The sequence below is a fragment of the Paenibacillus baekrokdamisoli genome, assembly GCF_003945345.1.
GTDB lineage: Bacteria > Bacillota > Bacilli > Paenibacillales > Paenibacillaceae > Paenibacillus_Z > Paenibacillus_Z baekrokdamisoli.
Genome location: NZ_AP019308.1, coordinates 3,399,766 through 3,420,271 on the forward strand (window position 1 = coordinate 3,399,766; position 20,506 = coordinate 3,420,271).

Annotated in this window: 16 protein-coding genes and 5 tRNA genes; 3 read left to right on the forward strand and 18 right to left on the reverse strand. The window is 45.6% G+C overall.

Translation table 11 applies throughout. The features are described 5' to 3' along the window. Positions 1–11: 11 nt before the first annotated feature. The 5 genes from EKN16_RS15325 to EKN16_RS15345 form a co-directional block, all read right to left on the reverse strand. Positions 12–794: an ABC transporter permease gene (locus EKN16_RS15325; protein ID WP_125658774.1), complete on the reverse strand. Its 783-nt coding sequence runs from the start codon at positions 792–794 to the stop codon at positions 12–14. Then, positions 791–1,600, reverse strand: a complete 810-nt coding sequence (locus EKN16_RS15330) for an ABC transporter permease (RefSeq protein WP_125658777.1) — start codon at positions 1,598–1,600, stop codon at positions 791–793. The genes EKN16_RS15325 and EKN16_RS15330 overlap by 4 nt, the downstream gene beginning before the upstream one ends. Further along, the gene (locus tag EKN16_RS15335) at positions 1,597–2,781 is read right to left on the reverse strand and encodes a serine hydrolase domain-containing protein (RefSeq protein ID WP_125658780.1); all 1,185 of its coding nucleotides are present in this window, start codon (positions 2,779–2,781) and stop codon (positions 1,597–1,599) included. Before EKN16_RS15335 ends, EKN16_RS15330 begins: the two co-directional genes overlap by 4 nt. Before the next feature lie 14 nt (positions 2,782–2,795). After that, the gene (locus EKN16_RS15340; protein WP_125658782.1) at positions 2,796–3,947 is read right to left on the reverse strand and encodes a serine hydrolase domain-containing protein; all 1,152 of its coding nucleotides are present in this window, start codon (positions 3,945–3,947) and stop codon (positions 2,796–2,798) included. 128 nt (positions 3,948–4,075) lie between these two features. Then, entirely contained in the window at positions 4,076–5,749 is a 1,674-nt protein-coding gene (locus tag EKN16_RS15345) for a hypothetical protein (protein ID WP_125658785.1), read from the reverse strand. 208 nt (positions 5,750–5,957) lie between these two features. On the opposite strand from EKN16_RS15345, the gene EKN16_RS15350 reads away from it, so the two are divergent. After that, positions 5,958–7,001 (forward strand): LacI family DNA-binding transcriptional regulator, encoded by a 1,044-nt coding sequence (locus EKN16_RS15350; protein ID WP_125658788.1) that lies wholly within the window; start codon positions 5,958–5,960, stop codon positions 6,999–7,001. A 136-nt stretch (positions 7,002–7,137) separates the two neighbouring features. On the opposite strand, the gene EKN16_RS15355 is transcribed toward EKN16_RS15350, so the two are convergent. From EKN16_RS15355 to EKN16_RS15410, 12 genes are all read right to left on the reverse strand, one after another. Then, positions 7,138–8,697 carry an extracellular solute-binding protein gene (locus tag EKN16_RS15355; RefSeq protein WP_125658791.1) on the reverse strand — a complete coding sequence of 520 codons (1,560 nt, stop codon included), beginning with the start codon at positions 8,695–8,697 and terminating at the stop codon, positions 7,138–7,140. Between the two features lie 95 nt (positions 8,698–8,792). Then, complete coding sequence (locus EKN16_RS15360; protein WP_375782083.1) at positions 8,793–9,653, reverse strand: carbohydrate ABC transporter permease; 861 nt, start codon at positions 9,651–9,653, stop codon at positions 8,793–8,795. Between the two features lie 68 nt (positions 9,654–9,721). Next, positions 9,722–10,681, reverse strand: coding sequence for an ABC transporter permease (locus EKN16_RS15365; protein WP_375782082.1), 960 nt, complete (start codon positions 10,679–10,681; stop codon positions 9,722–9,724). Positions 10,682–10,846: 165 nt separating this feature from the next. After that, positions 10,847–12,652 carry a cache domain-containing sensor histidine kinase gene (locus EKN16_RS15370; RefSeq protein WP_125658797.1) on the reverse strand — a complete coding sequence of 602 codons (1,806 nt, stop codon included), beginning with the start codon at positions 12,650–12,652 and terminating at the stop codon, positions 10,847–10,849. A gap of 14 nt (positions 12,653–12,666) precedes the next feature. After that, the gene (locus EKN16_RS15375) at positions 12,667–14,283 is read right to left on the reverse strand and encodes a response regulator (protein WP_125658799.1); all 1,617 of its coding nucleotides are present in this window, start codon (positions 14,281–14,283) and stop codon (positions 12,667–12,669) included. Positions 14,284–14,414: 131 nt separating this feature from the next. Continuing rightward, positions 14,415–15,818 (reverse strand): FAD-dependent oxidoreductase, encoded by a 1,404-nt coding sequence (locus EKN16_RS15380; protein WP_125658802.1) that lies wholly within the window; start codon positions 15,816–15,818, stop codon positions 14,415–14,417. Between the two features lie 309 nt (positions 15,819–16,127). After that, positions 16,128–16,209, reverse strand: a tRNA-Leu gene (locus EKN16_RS15385). A 33-nt stretch (positions 16,210–16,242) separates the two neighbouring features. Further along, positions 16,243–16,318: transfer RNA gene (locus EKN16_RS15390), tRNA-Lys, on the reverse strand. A gap of 6 nt (positions 16,319–16,324) precedes the next feature. Then, positions 16,325–16,399: transfer RNA gene (locus EKN16_RS15395), tRNA-Glu, on the reverse strand. Positions 16,400–16,577: 178 nt separating this feature from the next. Next, positions 16,578–16,669, reverse strand: a tRNA-Ser gene (locus tag EKN16_RS15400). Between the two features lie 7 nt (positions 16,670–16,676). Next, positions 16,677–16,752, reverse strand: a tRNA-Asn gene (locus EKN16_RS15405). Between the two features lie 28 nt (positions 16,753–16,780). Next, positions 16,781–17,260 (reverse strand): SprT family protein, encoded by a 480-nt coding sequence (locus EKN16_RS15410; protein ID WP_125658805.1) that lies wholly within the window; start codon positions 17,258–17,260, stop codon positions 16,781–16,783. Positions 17,261–17,388: 128 nt separating this feature from the next. Here EKN16_RS15410 and EKN16_RS15415 point away from each other — a divergent pair, with 128 nt between their 5' ends. Further along, positions 17,389–17,739: a hydrolase/acyltransferase gene (locus EKN16_RS15415; RefSeq protein ID WP_125658808.1), complete on the forward strand. Its 351-nt coding sequence runs from the start codon at positions 17,389–17,391 to the stop codon at positions 17,737–17,739. A 74-nt stretch (positions 17,740–17,813) separates the two neighbouring features. Then, positions 17,814–17,948 carry a cortex morphogenetic protein CmpA gene (cmpA, locus tag EKN16_RS15420; protein ID WP_125658810.1) on the forward strand — a complete coding sequence of 45 codons (135 nt, stop codon included), beginning with the start codon at positions 17,814–17,816 and terminating at the stop codon, positions 17,946–17,948. Positions 17,949–18,205: 257 nt separating this feature from the next. On the opposite strand, the gene EKN16_RS15425 is transcribed toward cmpA, so the two are convergent. Continuing rightward, positions 18,206–20,449, reverse strand: a complete 2,244-nt coding sequence (locus EKN16_RS15425; protein ID WP_125666310.1) for a Tex family protein — start codon at positions 20,447–20,449, stop codon at positions 18,206–18,208. Between the last annotated feature and the right edge of the window lie 57 nt (positions 20,450–20,506).

Here is a 20,506-nt window from a genome sequence, read left to right on the forward strand (position 1 = left end):
TCTCCTATTCTTTATCCACCTGCGCTTGTATATCCGCGAAGCATCCAATGCCAATATAGAATTCCCGCACCCAAGAATGCCACTGAGCAAACACCAGCACCTAAAGTCTCCCAACCGACGCGACCTAATAAAGCAGAGGCTGGAACGAAGGCAATGATACCTACCGGAATAACATAGGTCATTAATTGCTGAAAGGATTTGGCATAAATCGTTCCTGGGTACATCCCAAAACTCGTTACCGAATCAAATATATCATAGACTCGACTGCTCCCTACCCATCGAAACAGTAATCCTGATAACACAAGCGAGAATGCACATAAGACCGCCAGTGATGCCAGGAACAATCCGCCAAACTGTATCCAACCGGTTAATGTCGGTGCCGGCAGGCCCGACAATGCATAGCCGAAGAGCACGCCTCCACTGAGCAGCCTGCCAAAATCCTCTGGATCCAGCCCATTTAACATCGTCATGAACAACGCTGGCCGAGGCTTCAGCAGAAGCAAATCAAATGTCCCTTCTCTAACCAAAGATAATGTGCTGCCCACCATTCCAAAGAAGAGCGGAAAGGCAATTCCTTTGGCAATGCCAAAAACACCTTGAATCAGAAGCGCTTCATGCAAAGACCATCCGGGAAAAGAGGCGCCTGATCGATAGACAAGCAGTGTAATCATCGGTACAAGCAGATCCCCTGCAACCAGAAGGATAATGCTCAGGAAGAAGTGGCTTCGGTACGCCATCTGCTCTGCAATTTTTGTCCGAAGTATAGAAGCGATGCAAGCAGCAATGCCTCTCATACCCCCACCCCCGTAAAGCGTTTCATAGAAGCACGATATAAGAGGAGCATCAGGATCGCCATTAACGCCGTTGCGCCAGCTTGAAGCGCGACAATGGTAGGAATTTTAAGCGAATACCCTGCTAATTCATATTTACCTATGAAGACCCGGGTCGGTACATAGGTAATGAATTGAAACGGCAGGAAGAACAGCAGTTTTTGTGTCCATTCCGGAAAAAAGGTGAGCGGAATGAATACACCAGCGCTTATATCCTTAAGCAGCAAGAAGACTCGCCTAATACCTTCCGCACGAATAAGCCAGAAAGCTGTTAGACCAACACAGTAATTAATCAGGAAATTCATCAGGAAGCTAAGGATTATCGATATCACAGCCCAAATTGGTGCAGCTGGTAAAAGCTTAATACCAAAGACAAACATAAATACAAGGAAAATAGGCACAAATTCAATCATGAAGCCTAGTGAGCGATGGCCGATTTTTTGTGCGAATGCAAACAGCCAATGCGGCATTGGCCGAAGCGCGAATGTAATGAATTTTCCTGAGCGAACGAGCATCTGCAAATTCCAGTCGGCAAAATCGAAAGTCAAATAATTGATGACTGCCGCGATACCGAAGTAGGCTAGCATCTGCTCCAAAGTCAAACCATTTAAAGTATCTTTCCCTGTATAAACAGCATTCCAAATGAAATATTGCACAAGAAAGTAGACCGGTCCAACAAGAAGCGAGACAGCCATATGCGATCGATAGGCTGCCCATTCCTTGTAGGTTGCAAAGCCGATAGCTTGAATGGATTCAATTACCCTCTTCATTTCCACCCAGACCCTATTATCTGCAGTGGGGTAATTATGGATTCTGGCACCCAATCCGAATTTGATGGAACGAAGAAGACGATAACAGCATTATGTTTGGGGTCAATAATGAGTTTCGAGCGTCCAGCGCCTTCATGACCGTAAGCACCAGCCGAGATCCATTCATTTTCTAGTGTTACACCTGGCCCCATACCATAAGGCATTGAAGCAACCTTGCCCCCCCAGCTATAAGCAAACAAATTTCGTCCTTCAAAATGATTGCGTGTCATCCGTTCGATGGATTTGCGAGATAGGATACGCCTCCCCTCGTACGAGCCATTGTTAAGCAGCATCTGACCGAACCGGAACAGATCTTCAAGGGTCGAATACAATCCACCTCCCGTTCTTGGCGGATCATAGGTTCTGTCTCGCTTATCCAGCCGCGATACATCCCATTCGTTCGTAACACATATCTCTCCGTGCAGCTCTGCAGGCACATCAAAAAATGTCCGATTCATTCCAAGCGGCTCTGTGATGTGCTTGATCACATATTCCTCGAAATGCATACCGCTCGCACGTGAAACGATTTCACCTATCAAAGCATAGCCAGCAGATGAATAGTTCCAATTCTCCCCTGGCTTGCATACAGGCTTTAGAGAAAGAATGGATCGAATCCATGCTGACTTTCGCAGTTTCAACCGCTCGTCCTCGTTTACTGCTGTATCTTCATTATCCGGCTCGAAAGCAAAGCGTACATCCCAATGCCCGAAAGGATTGGGTTCGTTATAATATCCAGGGTCTGGCCATAATCCAGATGTATGTGTAAGAAGATGCCAGATTTGAATTCTCTCAAACATTGGATGCTTGAACTCTTCTATCCACTCGGATACTGCCTGCTTCAAGAATAGCTTTCCTTGTTCGATGAGTTGGAATATAGCGACTGCCCCGAACAGCTTAGTGACAGAAGCAATTCTTCGAATGGTGTCCGTAAGCATTGGAGAATCGTCATCATTCTTATACGTACGTCTCCCCATAGCGCTGCTTGCAACAATCTTCCCGTCCTTGGCAAGCAAATAGGAAGCCGATTGTAATTGGTTTTCTTGGATAAGATTCTGGAAAAGCTGTTCAAGTCGGACCAGTACCTCTGGGCGAAACGAGGCTTCTTCAGGCGTCGTCGTTTGAAGCGAAGCGATCATCGTCATTTTTAATTACCTCCCTATAATAATCCCGACCATACGATCGCTTTCGGAACGAGGACAGACTCCGTGGTGTAGCCGCGTGTACTCGGAACTAAAAAAGCGAACACCATCTGTTCCACAGGATCAACATAAAGACCGCAGTGTCCGAATCCTTCATGATTGAAGGTGCCTGGTGTGCAAAGGTCGAAGTCTTCCAATGAGAAACCCAGCCCGAATCGGAAATTGTCTTCGTCGTTTCCCCAGCCCTGCATTCGAACATTAGTCAAATGATTTTGAGTCAGCAATTCCACCCCGCGTCTGGATAAAATAACTTCTCCATCCAACGTACCTCCGCCGAGCAGCATTTGACCAAATCGCAATAGGTCGGAAAGCGTTGAATACATGCCGTTCCCAGCCCTCGGTGGTGAATTTGCGTCAAGCTCTGTAACTAATAGCCCATTCTCCTCCCTTGAGCTGGTTATACAAACATCTTCTCTCCAGGCCGGGGGCACGATGAAGAAAGAATGCTCCATTCCAAGAGGAAGCAAGATTTCATCCTGAACATATTGATGATATGGAGTTTCAGCAATTCGTGTAATAATTTCGCCTAGAACCGCATAGCCGGCTGTCGAGTAGTGCCACTCCCTTCCAGGTGCAGCCATAACAGGGCCAGCTAGAATAATCTGAATCCAATCCGTGGTTGGATCCATTTTTTTTCTCTCATGATAGGCCCATTCAAACCAAGGCAGCGGATTCGGTTCAAAATAGTAGCCCGGATCTGCCCTCAAGCCTGATGTATGTGTTAACAAATGAAATATAGTGATATCTCGGTGCATAGGCGTATCAAACTGCTTTAATATACTGCTTACGGGTTGATGGAGATAGATGAATCCTCGTTCAATAAGCTGCATAATGGCGGATGCAGTCATAATTTTAGTTATGGAATACGTTTTTCGGATAGAATCCGGCAGTAAATCCAGACTTTCTTCCTTATGTGTGAGCTGTCCCATTGCTGCATGCGCAAACACCTTGCCATGTCTAGAAAGCACATACGATGCGCCTTGAATTATTTTGCTTTCGATCAACGACCTATAATGGTCATTTAATCGTTCCAAACTGGCCGAATCGAAACCCACCTCTTCCGGTGTTACTTCCGTTCTTCCATGATGTAACGTGATCGTCTCCATCATAATGCGGTCCAACCTCCATAGACTATTTGGTTAAAAGTGGAAATGATGTAAGGTGTACATATTGTAATCGATGTCACAATTAGCTGTCTATAAAAAAACATAGAAAATAGGAAGTAGTTCCTTGGTTATTACAGCCCTATGAAAGCTATAGAGTCCTGAGAGTGCCATAAGACTACTTCCCCCAAATCATTCCATTGAATGAGTGTGCCTGGGCCAAGCCATGACACTTTATGGCTAATAACATCAATCAGCCAAATTCCTGTAGCAGCTATTTGTACAGCGTAATAACGCTCTTTCTCTCCACTTGGATTCGGCAGCACTCTTAGGATTTCCGCGTCAGTACCTCCAATATAGTTCTCCAGTAATTGCATGGCCTCGTCAGGAAGTGATACATCCGCTTCTTTCTTCATGGAGGCGTCCTCTATGTTAATGTAGGCTTTTCCTCTTAAAAATTCTTCATCACCCTTTCCTTGGAAGATCACACCTATTCTATGATTATCCAACCAAGAGATTGGATAAACGAACAAAAATCCGTCACTATGCCCAGAAAAGCTTGCTTTATTTTTTCTGAATATTTCTTTACCCAAGCTGTTTAATACGATTAGGTCGGCAAAAGAGCTAATTATCGAATCAGAAGAAACAAGAATGGCAACTCGCTTGTTGTCAGGCGAAGCAGCGATACCGTATATCGGCTTCTCAGAAACATAAAGCTTACTAGCCTCGCCAGTTCTGCTATTTACCCTGTAAACCGTCTTGTTCTCCTTAACTGCATAAGACATACCACTAGTAAATCTATCGGCGTATAATACCCCTGTACCATAATCATTCCCATAACCTTTCTTTAGTTGAGGCCATTCAGTAAGGTTCATTGCATGAATGTCTCCGGTGGACAGTTTAATAAGACTTTGACTATCGTTATGATGGTATACCAATAGGGAATCTTGTTGGTTATCTGACCAAATAGGTTGAATGAGCACAGCAGAATCATATTTTTGTTCCCGTTCGATTTCTCTATTTGTATTTACCCACCTAAGACCTGAGCTCTTGCCATACACAATTACTTGGTTACGAAATGGTTGTGACTTACTTGCAAACGATTCACCCGTCTCTGCCATTACTCCATCTAACCTGAATAGTAAGGAATTTCCTTCCCCTACTTTTGCGAAGCGTATAACAAACCGCTGTGGGTCACTCCAATAAATGTGATAATCTAGCTGATCATTGGTTTCCATCATGCTGGTAACTAACGTATCCTTGATCGCTTTGTCAACTGAATCACGGTTCATGTTTCGATTGGACTGCACCACAACGCTATTACTAAGTGTATTGACACTAGCATATAGAAGCGGTTCTTCATTCATAGAAGAATCATAACCAAGAAGAAGACGAGCCCATGCAGTTGGGAGCACCCAGGCCCGACTAGGACCGTCGCTATTATCAACGTATATTTTCACACTATAATCAAGGGAATCTGTCTCTCGTAAATCATTAACGGTATACGTTTGAGTAGCAGATTCATTCGTCATTTTCACTTTTAATAACTTGCCGGATGGTTCGGGATCTTCAATATAGGAAGGAACAGCATCATGCAGTCCCAACAGCAAGGCTGCAATGACTTCTTCATTCTCTAGATTTGCTAGAACCTCAGTACCCTCATCATTCGTAACTGCAACCGACTTCACACGTTCCATTACCGGGAACATAGGGTCCGGTTTCTCTACTTCCGGCTCTGTGTTCTTGCAGCCCGCTGCGAATAATAGGACAAGAATAAGTAAGATTGACCATCCATTTGCTGCTTTCACAACACTCACCCCACTAGTAATAATTACCAAAATTACTAATCTAGACGTTATCAAAGATTGTTTTGTTTCAGCAGACCAACAATCCGGATATCTGCTAGCCCGAAGAGAGAACTGCCAGGACCAACAGAATGGGTGAATTTTCTGTGCGCGGAACTCAACAAACATGCTACGATACGTATATGAATTCTGAACGAAGAGGGGTACACTCATGCCTATACGCAAGGAGGTCACATTAAAGACGATCGCCAAAGAGCTGGGACTAACCGTGCAGACGGTCAATAAGGCTTTAAAAGGAAAGTCGGGCATGTCTGAGACGACCCGGCAGCTTATTGTCGAAACTGCGGAAAAGCTGGGCTACTTCACGAAAGATCAGATTCGCAGCCTAAGGGCTGAACGCATTATCTCTTATCCGATGGAACGCAAGCGATTCTTACTTATACAAACCGAACAATCGGTTGGCTACAACCGACTGTTACTCGAAGGCTTGCACGAACGCTTCGCTTCCTTCGGCCATCATATTGAAATCTGTATGCTTCCTGGCGCTATCAGAGAAACGGAGATGTACGACTGGATTGATGAGAATGGACTGGAGTTTGCCGATGGCTTATTCATCGCTCCCAGTATCGTCCCCAAAGCTTGGGAGCCTGCACTTCTTCAACTATCTATTCCTAGGATACTGCTTAGCTATCCCCCACTAGGGACTAGAGTGGACAGTGTCATCTGGGACATCTACGAAGCAACCTATCAAGCAGTCGCCTATCTGCAATCCATCGGTCATCACCGTATTATGTATGTGGGTGACACGCATTCCCAAAGGGGGTATATTTTACGCTGGCAGGCCTTTCTTCACGCCATGAATGAATTCCATACGGAGGTCGACCCGATTGTCCATTCGACCTGCCAACGGAGCACCCATCCCCAGTGGCTGGAGGAGCTTAGTGAAAGGCTTGTTCACTATGCTCCCACAGCTATCATCTGCGGAGTCGACGGAGAGGTTGCCACCGTATACCAACTCTGCACCAAGCTTCAACTGAGCATTCCTCAAGATATTTCCATAATAGGTATCATGAACGAACAACAGGAGCAGCTGCCGTTATTTACTCGTCCTCTACTGTCCATTCGGGAAACCGGATACCGGGCAGCCGATCGGATGTTATGGCGTATCGCTAATCCTACCCTCCCTTATGAGCACATCCGTATTCAAGGTGAATTATTCATTGGGAGCACTACGGCTGCTAATCAGCTAAAATGATTCCTTTTTGATAGTCGATAGTCATACAAGGAGATAGGTTACACTCGAGGTAAAGCGCATGTAAAATTGAAAATGGAAGAAGACACGCAGTTGTGTCTTCTTCCACTCTTAGCTTTTGTCATATCGTGTTACTCTGTTACTTCTTAGCCGTAGCGTACCAATCATTCACTTCTTTATAACTTGCTTCTCCGCCTGAGGATTTGAATTTGGCGATGAAAGCATCTAGACCGCTCAATTGCTCAGCACCGAAAACCAGCTTCATCGTATAATCCCCCGCCAAAGTGTACAACTGCTGAAAGTTTTTCGAGAATTCAGGCAGATAAGGAGCAAAACCTAATGGATCTTCTACTTTCGTATTAGCTGGCTCTTTTTTGTTCATGAATTCCCATGCTTCGAACAAACGCATATCCTTGCGAACACGTGCCTGCCAGTAGATCGGATAGTTCGTGTCGTCGGAGCCCGTTAAGAAATTATTGGCGGCAGCCCGCTCCTCGGAAAAGATAGGTTGAATAGGCGTATAAGTGCCATCCTTCAATGTATAGTGCTTATTTTCTTCACCAATGGTCATGTTTAAAAACGTTTCTTTTTCAAGCTTAGCATTTATCCACTTAATCGCATCTTCCGGATGCTTGGAAGCTTTAGGAATAAAAGTAAGTCGGTCAAAGCCCCTGAATGCAGCAAGTCCCGCTTTTCCATCCTTACCTTTCAATGCCGAAATAAAGCCCGCTTTCGCCGTGGGAATATTTTTCGTTAAAGCATCGGAAATAGTGGGAACGTCAGACCAGTTCAACAGGATCATGCCCGCTTTTCCACTTGTGAATTTTTCTTTAGACGTCGCATCTTTGTTGGCTGCATATTCTTTATCCAACAGTCCTTGTTTGAAAAGGTCGGTAACATAATTCACATAATCGGTATACGCAGGGTCTAAAACACGGGGTGTCATCTTGCCGTTCACATTATTCCAGAAATTCGGCATTCCGAATGCACCAACAATGTTATCAATGAAGGCTACCTCGCCTTTTACAGTCAAAGGTATATTTTGGTCCCCATTTCCGCCAGGATCCTTCTCTTTGAAAGCTTTAAGAACCGCTGTAAGCTCATCTAATGTAGTAGGCGACTTCATATTTACCTTTTCAAGCCAGTCTTGGCGAATATATAAGCTTGTATTTACATTCGGAATGCTTTTGGTTGGGATCGCGTACAGCTTTCCATCGACCTTGGCAGCTTCCAAAGCTTCAGGATCTATAACTGCTTTAATGTTGGGTCCAAATTGGTCGATCAACGGTCCCAAATCGATTAATGCGCCTTTTTTGGCATAGTCAGAATATAGCGCCTTGAAATCGGTGCTTCCAAATGTTGTTATCGCATCATAAGGCTCGCCAGAAGCAATCAATATATTTAACTTGTCCTGGGGTTTGTCTTGCGGCAGCATATCATAGTGAACTTTATAACCCGTCTTCTGCTCCAAATAGTTGGCAACCGGATACGTATTATAATCATCCTTCTGCCAGACTTGGAGTGTTTTCAATTCAGATTTGGATTCTGGCGTTACCGTTGAGACCTCTGCTGATGGGGTACTAGCTGGGGTTTTGCTGCTAGCTGCTGGTGTTCCGTTAGAGGAGCAAGCGACCAGAGATGTTACAGATAACCCTCCTGCGAGTACTGCCATAATCCATTTTTTATAGTTCTTAACCATGTGTAGACCTCCCTATTCATTTGTGTACTATATCATTAAACCCTTGATGTGCACATCGTGGGCATTAATGCAACAAGGCAAGGCAATTGGGGTCATCAGCCTTTAACAGAGCCAATCAGAACGCCTTTGACAAAGTGCTTCTGCAAATAAGGATAGACGAGAAGCATCGGTAAGATCGAAGCGATAACCGTTGCAGAGCGAACAACTTCTGGGGATACATTCATCATATCGTCAGCACTCTTATTCAAAGCCGAGGAGCTGTCTGCATCCATAACGATGTCACGAAGGTACAGCTGCAGTGGCTTTAAGCCTGCATCGTTAATGTAAAGCATCGGATTAAAGTAATCGTTCCAGTAATATACGGCATAAAAGAGGGCGATTGTTGCCAGAACCGGACCACTTAATGGAATAACGATACGGAACAAGACAGTGAAGTTGCGGGCGCCATCCATCTTGGCCGACTCTTCTAGTGATTCCGGAAGTGATTCATAGTAGCTTTTTATGACTAGCATGTTGAATACGCTAATTAAAGCTGGAAGAATTAAGGACCATAGACTATTGATCAGATGAAGCTCCTTCATCAACAGATAGTTAGGAATAATCCCGCCATTAAAGAGCATAGTGAATATAAACAGCAGCATAATTAAGGAAATACCTGGAAGATTCCTTTTCGATAAGGGATATGCCGTCAAAGCTGTTAATGCAATCGCAAGCACTGTTCCTGCAATCATGACTAGAAAGGAAATCCCTATGGAATTCATAAATTGACTGGAGGATATAACATATTTCATCGTTTGCAGTTGAAAGCCTACCGGGAAAATCCCCACCTTGCCGGATATGACGGCTGACTCATCGCTCACCGCTTTGGACAGTACGTTGGCTAGTGGCAGCAGGGTCACTGCTCCCATGAGAAGAAGAAACAGGTAGATAAACAGATCCAAGGACCGATCGCCCATCGTTTTTTTATGCAATATTCACACCCCCTTAGATTTTTTCGTAGAAAAACTAACATCGTATGCATCATCTACCATATGCTGCGTTTAACTAATTTTTTGCTTAGCTCGTTTCCGCATACGATCAGGATCAAACCGATAACCGAGTTGAAAAGGCCTACTGCCGTGCTAAAGCTATAATCCTGCTGACCAAGTCCTTGGCGGTAGACGAAGGTTCCGATCACATCTCCTGATGCATATACAACCGAATTATACATCGTCAATATTTGCTCGGTTCCAGCTTCAAGCAAGTAGCCTAAGCGTAAAATAAAGATCAGAATAATCGTTGGCACTATACCTGGAAGTGTAATGTGAATCATCTGTCTGATCCGTCCAGCGCCATCTATGGAGGATGCCTCATACTGCTCTTGTTCTATTCCCGCAATAGCTGCGATAAAGATGATGGCATTCCAACCGGATTCCTTCCAGCCTGCTGTAAAAACAACAACGCTTCGAAAAAAGTGATTATCGAGGAAAAAGGAAATCGGCGTCCCCCCCAGCCATTCGATCACATGATTCACCAGCCCTCCTGACGGAGAAAGGATATTCATGAATAGCCCAGAAATAATGATCCAAGACAAGAAATGCGGCAGAAATATGATCGTCTGGATCGTCTTCTTGAACAAGGCTTTGCGAACCTCATTCAGGAAGAGTGCTATGATGATGGGGATCGGGAAGAGCAGGACGATTTTATAAAAGCTGATTAACAGCGTATTATTGAATACCTGATAAAACTCATCTGAATGAATAAGCTTCTCGAATTGATCCAGCCCCACCCATTTGCTTCCGATAAACCCATCAAAAATGTTGAAATCCTGAAAGGCTATTATGATGCCATACATCGGCGCATATTTGAATAGCAGCAAAAATATCAAACCAGGAATCAATAATAAATACAGATCATAATTATTTTGAAATAGCTTCCAGCGGCTCTTATTTATTGACTTCGTCTTCATGTGAGCTGTTTGCTGTTCAAGCTCTGACCGTATCATCGGCTCACCTCCGTGTTCTTATATTTGAATTATAAAGAGTGGGGCCATCCATTTGTAGATGGTAATATTGTGGTTTCAGGTAGTATCTTAAGGTATTTACACAACGCAAAAGAGGCTGCCCCCAAGTAGAAAATCTACCGCTGGGACAACCTCTTTTTAGCCATGCTATTTTATTTTAAAACGAACCGAAACCGTAGTGCCCTCACCAAGCTTCGAATGAATATCCAAACCATAGGCTTCCCCTGCAAACAATTTGATTCTCTCATTTACATTATATAAGCCATAAGAGCCGCCCGCCCCGTCAGAACGCAGGTCCGGCTGCGGCTTGGTCAACAAACTGCTGGCAAGCTCTTGCTCCATGCCAATCCCATCGTCCGTAACGGACAGGACCAGATCTTCACCATCCCTGTAAGCTCGGATTCGGATCGTTCCCGATTTACTCTTTGATTTACGTATCCCATGCAGAAGTGCATTTTCGACCAGGGGTTGGAGCGTCAGCTTGGGCATTTCATAACGATCCAGATCTTCTTCTATTTCAAAATAAAAGGTGAAACTCTTAGGAAATCGTGTTTGCTGAATTTCCAAGTAAACCTTGGCCAAATTAAGCTCATCGCTTATGCTTACTAAGTCTCTGCCTTTGTTCAAGCTAAGTCTAAAATATTTGGCCAAGCCATCAATCATCTGGCTAATATCATGAGCATTACGTCCAATCGCAATCCAATTAATTGTATCCAGCGTATTGTATAAGAAGTGTGGATTGATCTGGGCCTGCAAAGCACGCAGCTGAGCTTCCCGCTCCTGTACCTTGGATCGATAGGTCTCCTCCATCAAATCATGAACTCTATGTATTAAATGATCCACACTATTCTCCAGCAGAGCATCGGAGCTTCCGATACGGTCGTCCAAGCTGTCAATGCCTTCCCGCTTAATCGTCATGATGACCATCTGTATCCTGCGGTTCATCCCACGTACAATCACAGCAAGCAATATGAATACAAGCAGCAAAAATAGAATGGTTACACCAAATAAAGTCGCTACGCCTGAAAACTGATTCAACGCAATCACACGAGAGGTTATCTCCGCTTTGGGTACCTCTGCCACTAGCCGCCAGCCTGTTGAATGAACGTTCGTGTAAATCACATATCGAGGATTCTCATCCTTCATCAGAGGAACGATTCCTTCGTCCCTTTGCCCCAATGCCTCCAACACCTCAGCTGATTTCAAGGTGGTCCCTAGTAATTCCTTTTCATTACTAGATTTAATCGTTCCATCGGGAGCTGCCAAATAAATATGGCCTTCGTTGGTTAGCTTCATTTTGGACAAAATATGCTCGATCGTTTTCTCAGCTACATCAATCAATAAATAGCCTGAAATTTGTTCGTAATCGTCAGGGTCCCTCAGAATTCTTGCACCCGAGAACACATAGGTGGATTCAGTATCTATATAAGATTCTAAATAAGCACCTGTCCACAGCATAGTACCTCCTGCATCCCTAACTTGTTTATACCAAGACCTATTCTTCAAGGTATCCAGCGTAAAAAAATTGACTTTCTCGCCAGCATACAATCGATTCCCATTCACAAACAATCGCACTCGGAATACATTCGGATTCGTTTGGGCATTGTCAACCAAATATCGCAGCTCCTTGAGTGAATCCAACTGCTGCCCAACTGTTGCCGTGCTGCTTAAATATTGATGCAGCTTGGGGTTCATAAAAATAATATTGGATGTATCTCGTACGGAGTCAAACTGATAATCCAGATTAATACTGGCTTGTTTAAGCGTTTGCAGCATCGAATTGGTTACCTCTTCTACCAGAATCTGCGATGATTTCTGCGTATATGTATACAGCAGCATCGATGCCGGAATCAGAATGAATACAATATAGGCCAACAGCCATGACTTAGCCGCCATAACTCCCTTCAAGATCAGCAAGCCGTAGTCCCAACTTCTCTTCAGGAATCTCTTCATCCTGCTTCACCGCCTTACATCAATTGATCACGAAAGGCACTCGGTGTGAGACCTGTAACCTTCTTAAATAGCTTACTGAAATAGCTGGGATCAGAGTAACCCACCATATAGCAAACCTCATAGAACTTATTGCGTGGATCGCCGAGCAGCTCCTTCGCCTTCTCGATCCTGGCCCTTGTGATGTATTCATTGATCGTTTCCCCCGTCTCCTGTTTAAATAAGAGACATAAGTAGGTAGGGGATAAAAAAACCTCCTTGGCGATATCGCCTACCTGTAAATTTTCAGCATAGCGCTGATCAACCAAGAGATGGATTCTCTCAATCACATTTTTGGGCTTTCCATTTCGCTTCTCACCAACACGTTCACATACCTCAAGCAGATGAGCTTCTACAATGGTCCTTAAATCAAGCATTGTTTCCTGCCTGAAAACCTGCTCCCAGAGCAGCGCATCCTTGTCCCCTATTTCCGGTGCCAGCATATTTAATTCCAGCATAAGACGGCTTGTTAGTAGAATCAATTGCAAACTGACATATCGACAGGTAACAAGTCCTTCCTTGCGACTGCGTGCCAACGGTGCAAAAACCTTGTCTAGCTCTGAAAGCAGCTTATCCTTATCCGCTGCTTTCAGCATAGACAAGATACGTTCTCCTTGGGCAAGATCGAATCGATAGAAGCTGTTCTTATCCTGCTGTAAATTATCGATCGAGATGATATGATTTTTGCCCAAAAACCATCTCTGATCAGCAGCTTCACGCGCCTGGGTATACGATTGAGGCAATGAAGACAGGGATGAGATGCGCTCGCCAACGCCGATCGTCACACTTATCGTTAGCCATCGCTGGAGATTATCCCGAATCTCCTCTGCTAAACGAAACAATTGCTCCTCTTGGTTGTCCTCCTTTCCCATTCTCAGAATACCTACGAACTCACCATTTCTATTCTCAAACATATATCCATGCATTTGCTGATCGATTAATTCCTGTATAATATTAAGAACCGAATAGGAAAGCAATTGTTGATCCCGTTCGGAGCGAGTTAAGACGACTATTGCGCTATCATCGATGTTCACAAGGATCGTCCAGTAATCAGCTTCCATCGGCAGATCAAGCCCCAGAAAATCAAGCTTATCCTTAATACGCCCCGGATGTGTGACCCCATCGCGAATCAAGGACATGAGAAACTTCTCGCGCAGTAAAGGCATGCTCTGCGTAAGCTTAACCTGCATATCTACTATATAGGTGCGTTCTTGCTCCGCTTCTTGCAGCACAGCAACTACACGCTCAATAACTGTGGACAGCTCCTGCATATTCACTGGCTTGAATACATAGTCAACCGCATTGACCTTCAGCGCAGATTTGAGATAATCCACATCATCATGGCCACTGACAAACACAATTTGGGTGGTGGGAAACCGTGCCTTAATTTCATTGGATAACCGGATTCCATCCATATGGGGCATACGCACATCCGTAAGCACAATATCCGGTCTGACCTGCTCGATGACCTCTAATGCAACATCCCCATCATCAGCCTCACCTACGACCTCAATGCCGTACTGACTCCAGTCAAAATAATTGCTTAGTCCAAAGCGAACGGTAGATTCATCGTCTACAATAACTAATCGATACATAAGTTCATTGACCTCCTATGCTTTGCTTATTTAGTATATCTGGATATGCAGCTTCAACCTATAACAAAACAAAAGATCGACTCCCCTGCAAAGCTTAACAGGAGGTCGACCTTCATCATTATTAGCAGCACCTAGCACTCCTCTTCAAATTCAATATGACCGGAAATAGCAGCTTGATCATGCTCTGCATAACCCGGCCGCTCCCCAAGCCAAGCGCCTTGCTCGATTAGCCTACGCTGAAGTCCGGATACGGATATTTCGCGGAATCCTCCTCCGTCCCTACTAGCCATGGCCGCTGCCGTACCTGCCGCTTGCCCCATCGCAAAGCAGTTAGGCATTACACGGAGCGAGCCCTGTACCGGACGATCCGATGAGACGGAGCGTCCAGCTACAATAAGATTAGATTTACCTTGCGGCAGCATGCAGCGATAAGGGACGCCATGTGATTTTCCTTTTGGCAAATACTTGATGGTCATTGTGCTGCTGGCATTTGCGAGATGAATATCAATGAAGTAGGCGTTGCGCGCGATATCATCCTCAAACGATCGCATCGACATGTAATCCTCCACGACCAGTGTATAGTCCCCTGCGATCCGCCGTGTTTCACGAATCCCAATTTGATCACCGGAATGGACGAGATGGATATCCTCAAACCCAGGCACATATTTACGCAAAAATTGGATTTGCACTTGAATTAATTGCCGTCCTTCGATGGCCGCACGGGTTAAATCCTCCGCCTTTGTGCCATCAATTCCAAATATATGTCCAAAGTTAAAGCCAGCAACCGTATCCGTAATCCAAGCGATGCCTGAAATACGCTTACGTCCTTGTGGAAGATCCCCATTTCGCTGTGCCTCAATGACGGTATTCTCCAAGGCTATATTTTGTCCCGTATCGATTAGAAATTGATCAAAGCGAGCTTGGTTCGCTCCTGTGACTAGATAACACATGGTGCCTGGCTGCATTTCACCATGCTCTCCCCCGGTCTGGAATGGAACGCCAGCAAGCGCTGCGAGATCCGCATCCCCCGTGGCATCGATATACAGCTTAGCTTGAACGACCGATCGTCCGGATTTATTACTTATCACAAGACCGCTGATGCGATCTCCCTCCAACAGAACCTGATCGGCAAAGGTATGAAATAAAATTTTTGCGCCGCTTTCCAATACCTCCTGGTCATATACACACTTTAGGGTCTCAACATCGATAGCTACCCAATCTAATCTATCTTTATTACGGCTGTAGAAGGCTTCACCGGCAGCAAGCTTCATCTTCTCCAACAGCTCCAGGCCGATCCCCCTTATGATAGGTTTCTCACCATCCGTATAAGGGCAGAATGCTGGTACCAGCGCCGCTGTTCCCATTCCTCCTAAATACCCTCTTTGCTCGATCAATAAGGTGTCCGCTCCGTTACGGGCGGCAGCCATAGCTGCTGCAATACCCGATGCTCCACCGCCCACCACAACCACATCTGGTGTATAGGAAACAGGAAGCTTAGATGAAAGTTGAATACTGGCTTGCACTTGGTTAACCATGATTAAATCTACCTCCTCAGTGTTATTCCCATTATAATCCGTCATAGCAGAGGAACTAGTTTAACTTTAGTTTCATCTAAAACTTCACCCTTTTTTGTTGACAGATGGCCGAATAAGAACAAAACGCAAAATAGACCATTTCCCAATAAGGAAAATAGTCTATGTTTACGTTATACTCAAAACTTATGAAAAATAAGTTCTTGACCTAATCTTGAACACCAGCACCAATTTAGTCTTTTTTGTCTCTTAAAAGAAGTACATTTGCATAAAAACAAAAAAAGCCTTGATAATCAAGGCTTTTCTCTGGGATGCGGTCGGAGGGATTTGAACCCTCACGCCTTGTGAGCGCCACCCCCTCAAGATGGTGTGTCTGCCGTTCCACCACGACCGCGAATTATAAATGAGGTATGCAATTATGAGAAAATGGTGAGCCATGTAGGATTCGAACCTACGACACCCTGATTAAAAGTCAGGTGCTCTACCAACTGAGCTAATGGCTCATAAGATGGTGACCCGTAGGGGACTCGAACCCCTGTTACCTCCGTGAAAGGGAGGTGTCTTAACCACTTGACCAACGGGCCGTGCTAATGACGCTCAATAATGGCTTGTTCGAACAACAGAATTCATAATATCAGATTCTAAGGATCAATGCAAGCTTTTTCTTTCACCGTTTATTGAGTTAAGACTTGAGGGACAAAACTCAACGATGATTTGAGCAAAGAAAAAGGGCCGGCTTAACGGCCCTGTCACATTCAATGATGGCGGAGAGAGAGGGATTCGAACCCTCGCACCACTTGCGCAGTCTAACCCCTTAGCAGAGGGTCCCCTTATAGCCACTTGGGTATCTCTCCATATGAATGGCTCCCCGAACAGGACTCGAACCTGTGACAACTCGATTAACAGTCGAGTGCTCTACCAACTGAGCTATCAGGGAATATGTTTTAGTGACAAGAAAGAATATATCATGTGTGGGAATTGAAGTCAAGCACAAAAATTTTTAAAGTCCCTCTACACTTTCCACAAGCAAATTTCTTAGGATCTACCTTACGTTTGCGTAAATACTCGGTAGCGCAGCTTCGACAAACGAGCTTGTATTTGTAAGGGATTACTTTACGTGCGCTCCCTCCAGGCAGTGACTTGCAGAACCGTGTGCCCCCCACCCTCGCAAGCAAAAGCTTGAAATCGGCATCGCGGTGCTTGTATCCTCGCCTCAATAGATGCAGATGATAATGGCACAGCTCATGCTTAATAATTTTCTCCGTCTCATCCTTGCCATAATTCTCTAGCTGATGCGGGCTAATCTCAATGTTATGCGTCTTCGTAAAATAACGACCACCGGTTGAGGTAAGTCTGCGGTTAAATGTAGCCTTATGACGAAAGGGCAATTCGAAATATTCAAGTGAAACTTTCTCTACCCAGGCTTGAAGCATTTCATCCTGCACGTTATACGCTCCTTCAACGTTATTACATGTCCTACACCTTATTACATGTCCTACTTGAATTTTAAAGGACAGATACGCTACACTGTCAAGTAGTATTCACCTGCTTAATTTGAGGGAGGCCGAAATAAATGGCACTTATGCGTTATATCGTATTACAGGGCGAGCAAGGCGTCACTTTTGTGGAAATGCCTGAATCACATGCTTACCAGCTAAGCGCGCTGAATCTTCGCCTGCATAAAGAGATCGACAAGCTGACGGCGAGCAATGTTCCTTCGCTTCCGTACGCGATTGCCGAATGTGCGGATCTCGAGCTGCATGATAAGACAATTGTCGTCTTTTCCGGCTTGGATTACTTGAATGCACTTGAGCGTGATTTTTCTTCGATTCAAGAAAAGTCTTATCCCCTGATATCGCTTTTAACAGAAATCCGCGCCCTTCAAGCTCAGCTTGAGCAGTGGTATGAGGAAGAGTTAGAGTAGGACCTGCACGGACATTCGCCCATTCCCATATGCTATGACTACAACTAGTGATGGCTGGAAGGAGGGCGAAGTTCATGCCTCAATGGCTATGCAATCAATTAATGGGCGCATTTTTGAAGAAGGACCGCCGACAAATTCGACTGTTGAATGATTGCTGGTATTTCTATCGCACGAAGCCGCGTCCGGAAGACGACACCGCAAGTTTGTAGCGTACGAGAGTCAACGTTGTACGGTGTACGGTGTACGTTGTACGTTGTACGTTGTACGGTGTACGTTGTACGGTGTACGTTGTACGGTGTACGTTGTACGTTGTGCGGTGTGCGTTCTGCCTATCTGCCTGCCCAAATGCGATTTGTTCATTCGACATGATGTAAATTAAAAAAGGGTGCTATCTGCAGGCAGTGACTTGTGACTGCCTGCAGATAACACCCTTTCTTGATCATAGAACGTGTATTTTTTCCTTCGGCTAATCGGGCTTACGCATGGTCAAGCTGACCCGGCCCTTCTTCTCATCCACACTCAGCACCCAAACCGTCACCGTATCACCAACAGATACGACATCCGTCGGATGCTTGACGAACTTGTCACTAAGCTGCGAAATGTGGACGAGTCCGTCGTTCTTAATCCCGATATCGACGAAAGCTCCAAAATCGATAACGTTACGAACCGTTCCGTTAAGCTCCATCCCCGCCTTTAGATCCTCCATACTTAGAACATCCGTATGAAAAATCGGTGCAGGAAGCTCTTCCCGAGGATCTCTCCCAGGTCGCAGCAGGCTGTCCAGAATATCGCGCAGCGTTGGTACACCCACTCCAAGCTTCGGTGCGATTTCATCCACCTTCACAGCGCTCAGAGCGGCCTTGAATGCGTCAGAACCCAAGTCCTTAAGCTTAAGACCAATCTCCTTGCAAAGCTTGTCTACGACGTCGTAGGACTCCGGATGGATCGGTGTCCGATCTAGCGGATTGGGACTCTCTAGGACGCGAATAAAGCCGATACACTGCTCATACGTCTTCGCTCCGAGACGAGGTACGCTCTTCAGCGTCTTACGGTCACCGAATTTCCCTTTTTCCTCACGAAACTTCACAATGTTCTTAGCCGTGGTCGCATTAATCCCTGCCACGTAAGAAAGAAGTGATGGTGAAGCTGTATTAACATCAACACCAACGTGGTTAACCGCGGATTCCACGACACCGCCAAGTGTTTCTTCCAGCCTCTTCTGGCTGACGTCATGCTGGTATTGACCGACACCGATCGCTTTGGGCTCGATCTTAACAAGCTCAGCAAGCGGATCTTGCAGCCGCCTTGCAATGGATACCGCACTTCGCTCCGCTACATCCAGATCCGGAAATTCCTCAGCCGCGAGCTTAGAAGCGGAATAAACGCTCGCACCTGCCTCATTGACGATAATATATTTCAATTCATTAGCCGCGGCTAGGCCAGCTGCTTTGCGCTTGCTAATCAGGTCCGCAATGAACTGCTCCGTCTCCCGGGAGGCCGTGCCGTTACCAATGACAATAAGCTCGACTTTATAACGATCGATAAGCCCGTTGATCAGCTTCTCCGCTTCCGCAACCTTATTGTTAGGCGCAGTTGGGTAGGAAACTGCTACTTCTAACAGTTTGCCCGTCTCATCGATGACAGCTAGCTTACAGCCTGTCCGGAAGGCTGGATCGACACCAAGCACTACGTTGCCTCGCACAGGCGGCTGAAGCAGCAAATTACGCAGATTCATGGAGAAAATCTGAATGGCATGCTCCTCTGCTTTCTCCGTCAGCTCCCCACGAACCTCGCGCTCTATGGAAGGTGCGAGAAGTCGTTTGTAAGCATCTGAGATCGTTTGCAGCAGCACATCACGTATAAGAGCTGTCGTCCCGCCGCGGATGGTTTGACGATCCATATAATCATGAATCCGCTCTGGTGCCACATCTAGCGATACACGAAGAACATCCTCACGTTCTGCTCGATTGATAGCAAGGACCCTGTGAGGCGGCAGCTTGCGAAATGGCTCTTGATAGTTGTAATACATTTCATAAACGGTTTCCTGCTTCGCATCCTTCGCTTCCGTGCGGATTATACCCTGGTCATAGGTAAACTTACGTACCCATGCTCGTATCTTGGCGTCGTCTGCTAGCTGCTCCGCTATGATATCCATCGCACCCTGCAGAGCATCCTCAGCAGTAGGCACACCCTTCTCCTCATTTATGTAACGGGCTGCTTCGCGAAGCGGTTCACCTTGACGAGGCTGCGTCAATAACCAAGCGGCCAACGGTTCGAGCCCGCGCTCCTTCGCTACACTTGCCCTTGTCTTCCGCTTCTGACGGTAAGGACGGTATAAATCCTCAATCTCCTGCAGCTTAACTGAGGCTTCAATGGACTGCCGAAGCTCTTCCGTCAGCTTGCCCTGCTCGTCAATAAGCCGAATAACTTCCCTCTTGCGCGTCTCTAGATTCCGCATATATTGAAGCTTCTCTTCAATGGAGCGAAGCTCATTCTCATCGAGCTCGCCTGTCATTTCCTTCCGATATCTCGCGATAAAAGGAATCGTATTCCCTTCATCAAGCAGGCTCACAGCTGATTTCACCTTCGTGATTGGCAGACTTAGCCCGGCGGAAATTCGCTTAACAATTCGTTCCTGCTCTGCAGCCCGCTCCTCGGGAGTAAGCTCGATTTTACCTGAAGCGCCTTCTTCGAGATCCTCATCCTTCATTCGTTGCTTCGTTTCAGCCACTCTATCTAACTCCCTCTCAGGTCACCCTATTATTCT

Coding starts and splice junctions, on each gene's coding strand:
- EKN16_RS15360 (WP_375782083.1), bottom strand. CDS start 9,653: ATGGGCGATCGGTCCTTGGATCTGTTTATCTACCTGTTTCTTCTTCTC.
- EKN16_RS15380 (WP_125658802.1), bottom strand. CDS start 15,818: ATGGTTAACCAAGTGCAAGCCAGTATTCAACTTTCATCTAAGCTTCCT.
- EKN16_RS15340 (WP_125658782.1), bottom strand. CDS start 3,947: ATGATGGAGACGATCACGTTACATCATGGAAGAACGGAAGTAACACCG.
- EKN16_RS15375 (WP_125658799.1), bottom strand. CDS start 14,283: ATGTATCGATTAGTTATTGTAGACGATGAATCTACCGTTCGCTTTGGA.
- EKN16_RS15325 (WP_125658774.1), bottom strand. CDS start 794: ATGAGAGGCATTGCTGCTTGCATCGCTTCTATACTTCGGACAAAAATT.
- EKN16_RS15335 (WP_125658780.1), bottom strand. CDS start 2,781: ATGACGATGATCGCTTCGCTTCAAACGACGACGCCTGAAGAAGCCTCG.
- EKN16_RS15370 (WP_125658797.1), bottom strand. CDS start 12,652: ATGAAGAGATTCCTGAAGAGAAGTTGGGACTACGGCTTGCTGATCTTG.
- cmpA (WP_125658810.1), top strand. CDS start 17,814: ATGCCTCAATGGCTATGCAATCAATTAATGGGCGCATTTTTGAAGAAG.
- EKN16_RS15365 (WP_375782082.1), bottom strand. CDS start 10,681: ATGATACGGTCAGAGCTTGAACAGCAAACAGCTCACATGAAGACGAAG.
- EKN16_RS15330 (WP_125658777.1), bottom strand. CDS start 1,600: ATGAAGAGGGTAATTGAATCCATTCAAGCTATCGGCTTTGCAACCTAC.
- EKN16_RS15415 (WP_125658808.1), top strand. CDS start 17,389: ATGGCACTTATGCGTTATATCGTATTACAGGGCGAGCAAGGCGTCACT.
- EKN16_RS15355 (WP_125658791.1), bottom strand. CDS start 8,697: ATGGTTAAGAACTATAAAAAATGGATTATGGCAGTACTCGCAGGAGGG.
- EKN16_RS15350 (WP_125658788.1), top strand. CDS start 5,958: ATGCCTATACGCAAGGAGGTCACATTAAAGACGATCGCCAAAGAGCTG.
- EKN16_RS15425 (WP_125666310.1), bottom strand. CDS start 20,449: ATGAAGGATGAGGATCTCGAAGAAGGCGCTTCAGGTAAAATCGAGCTT.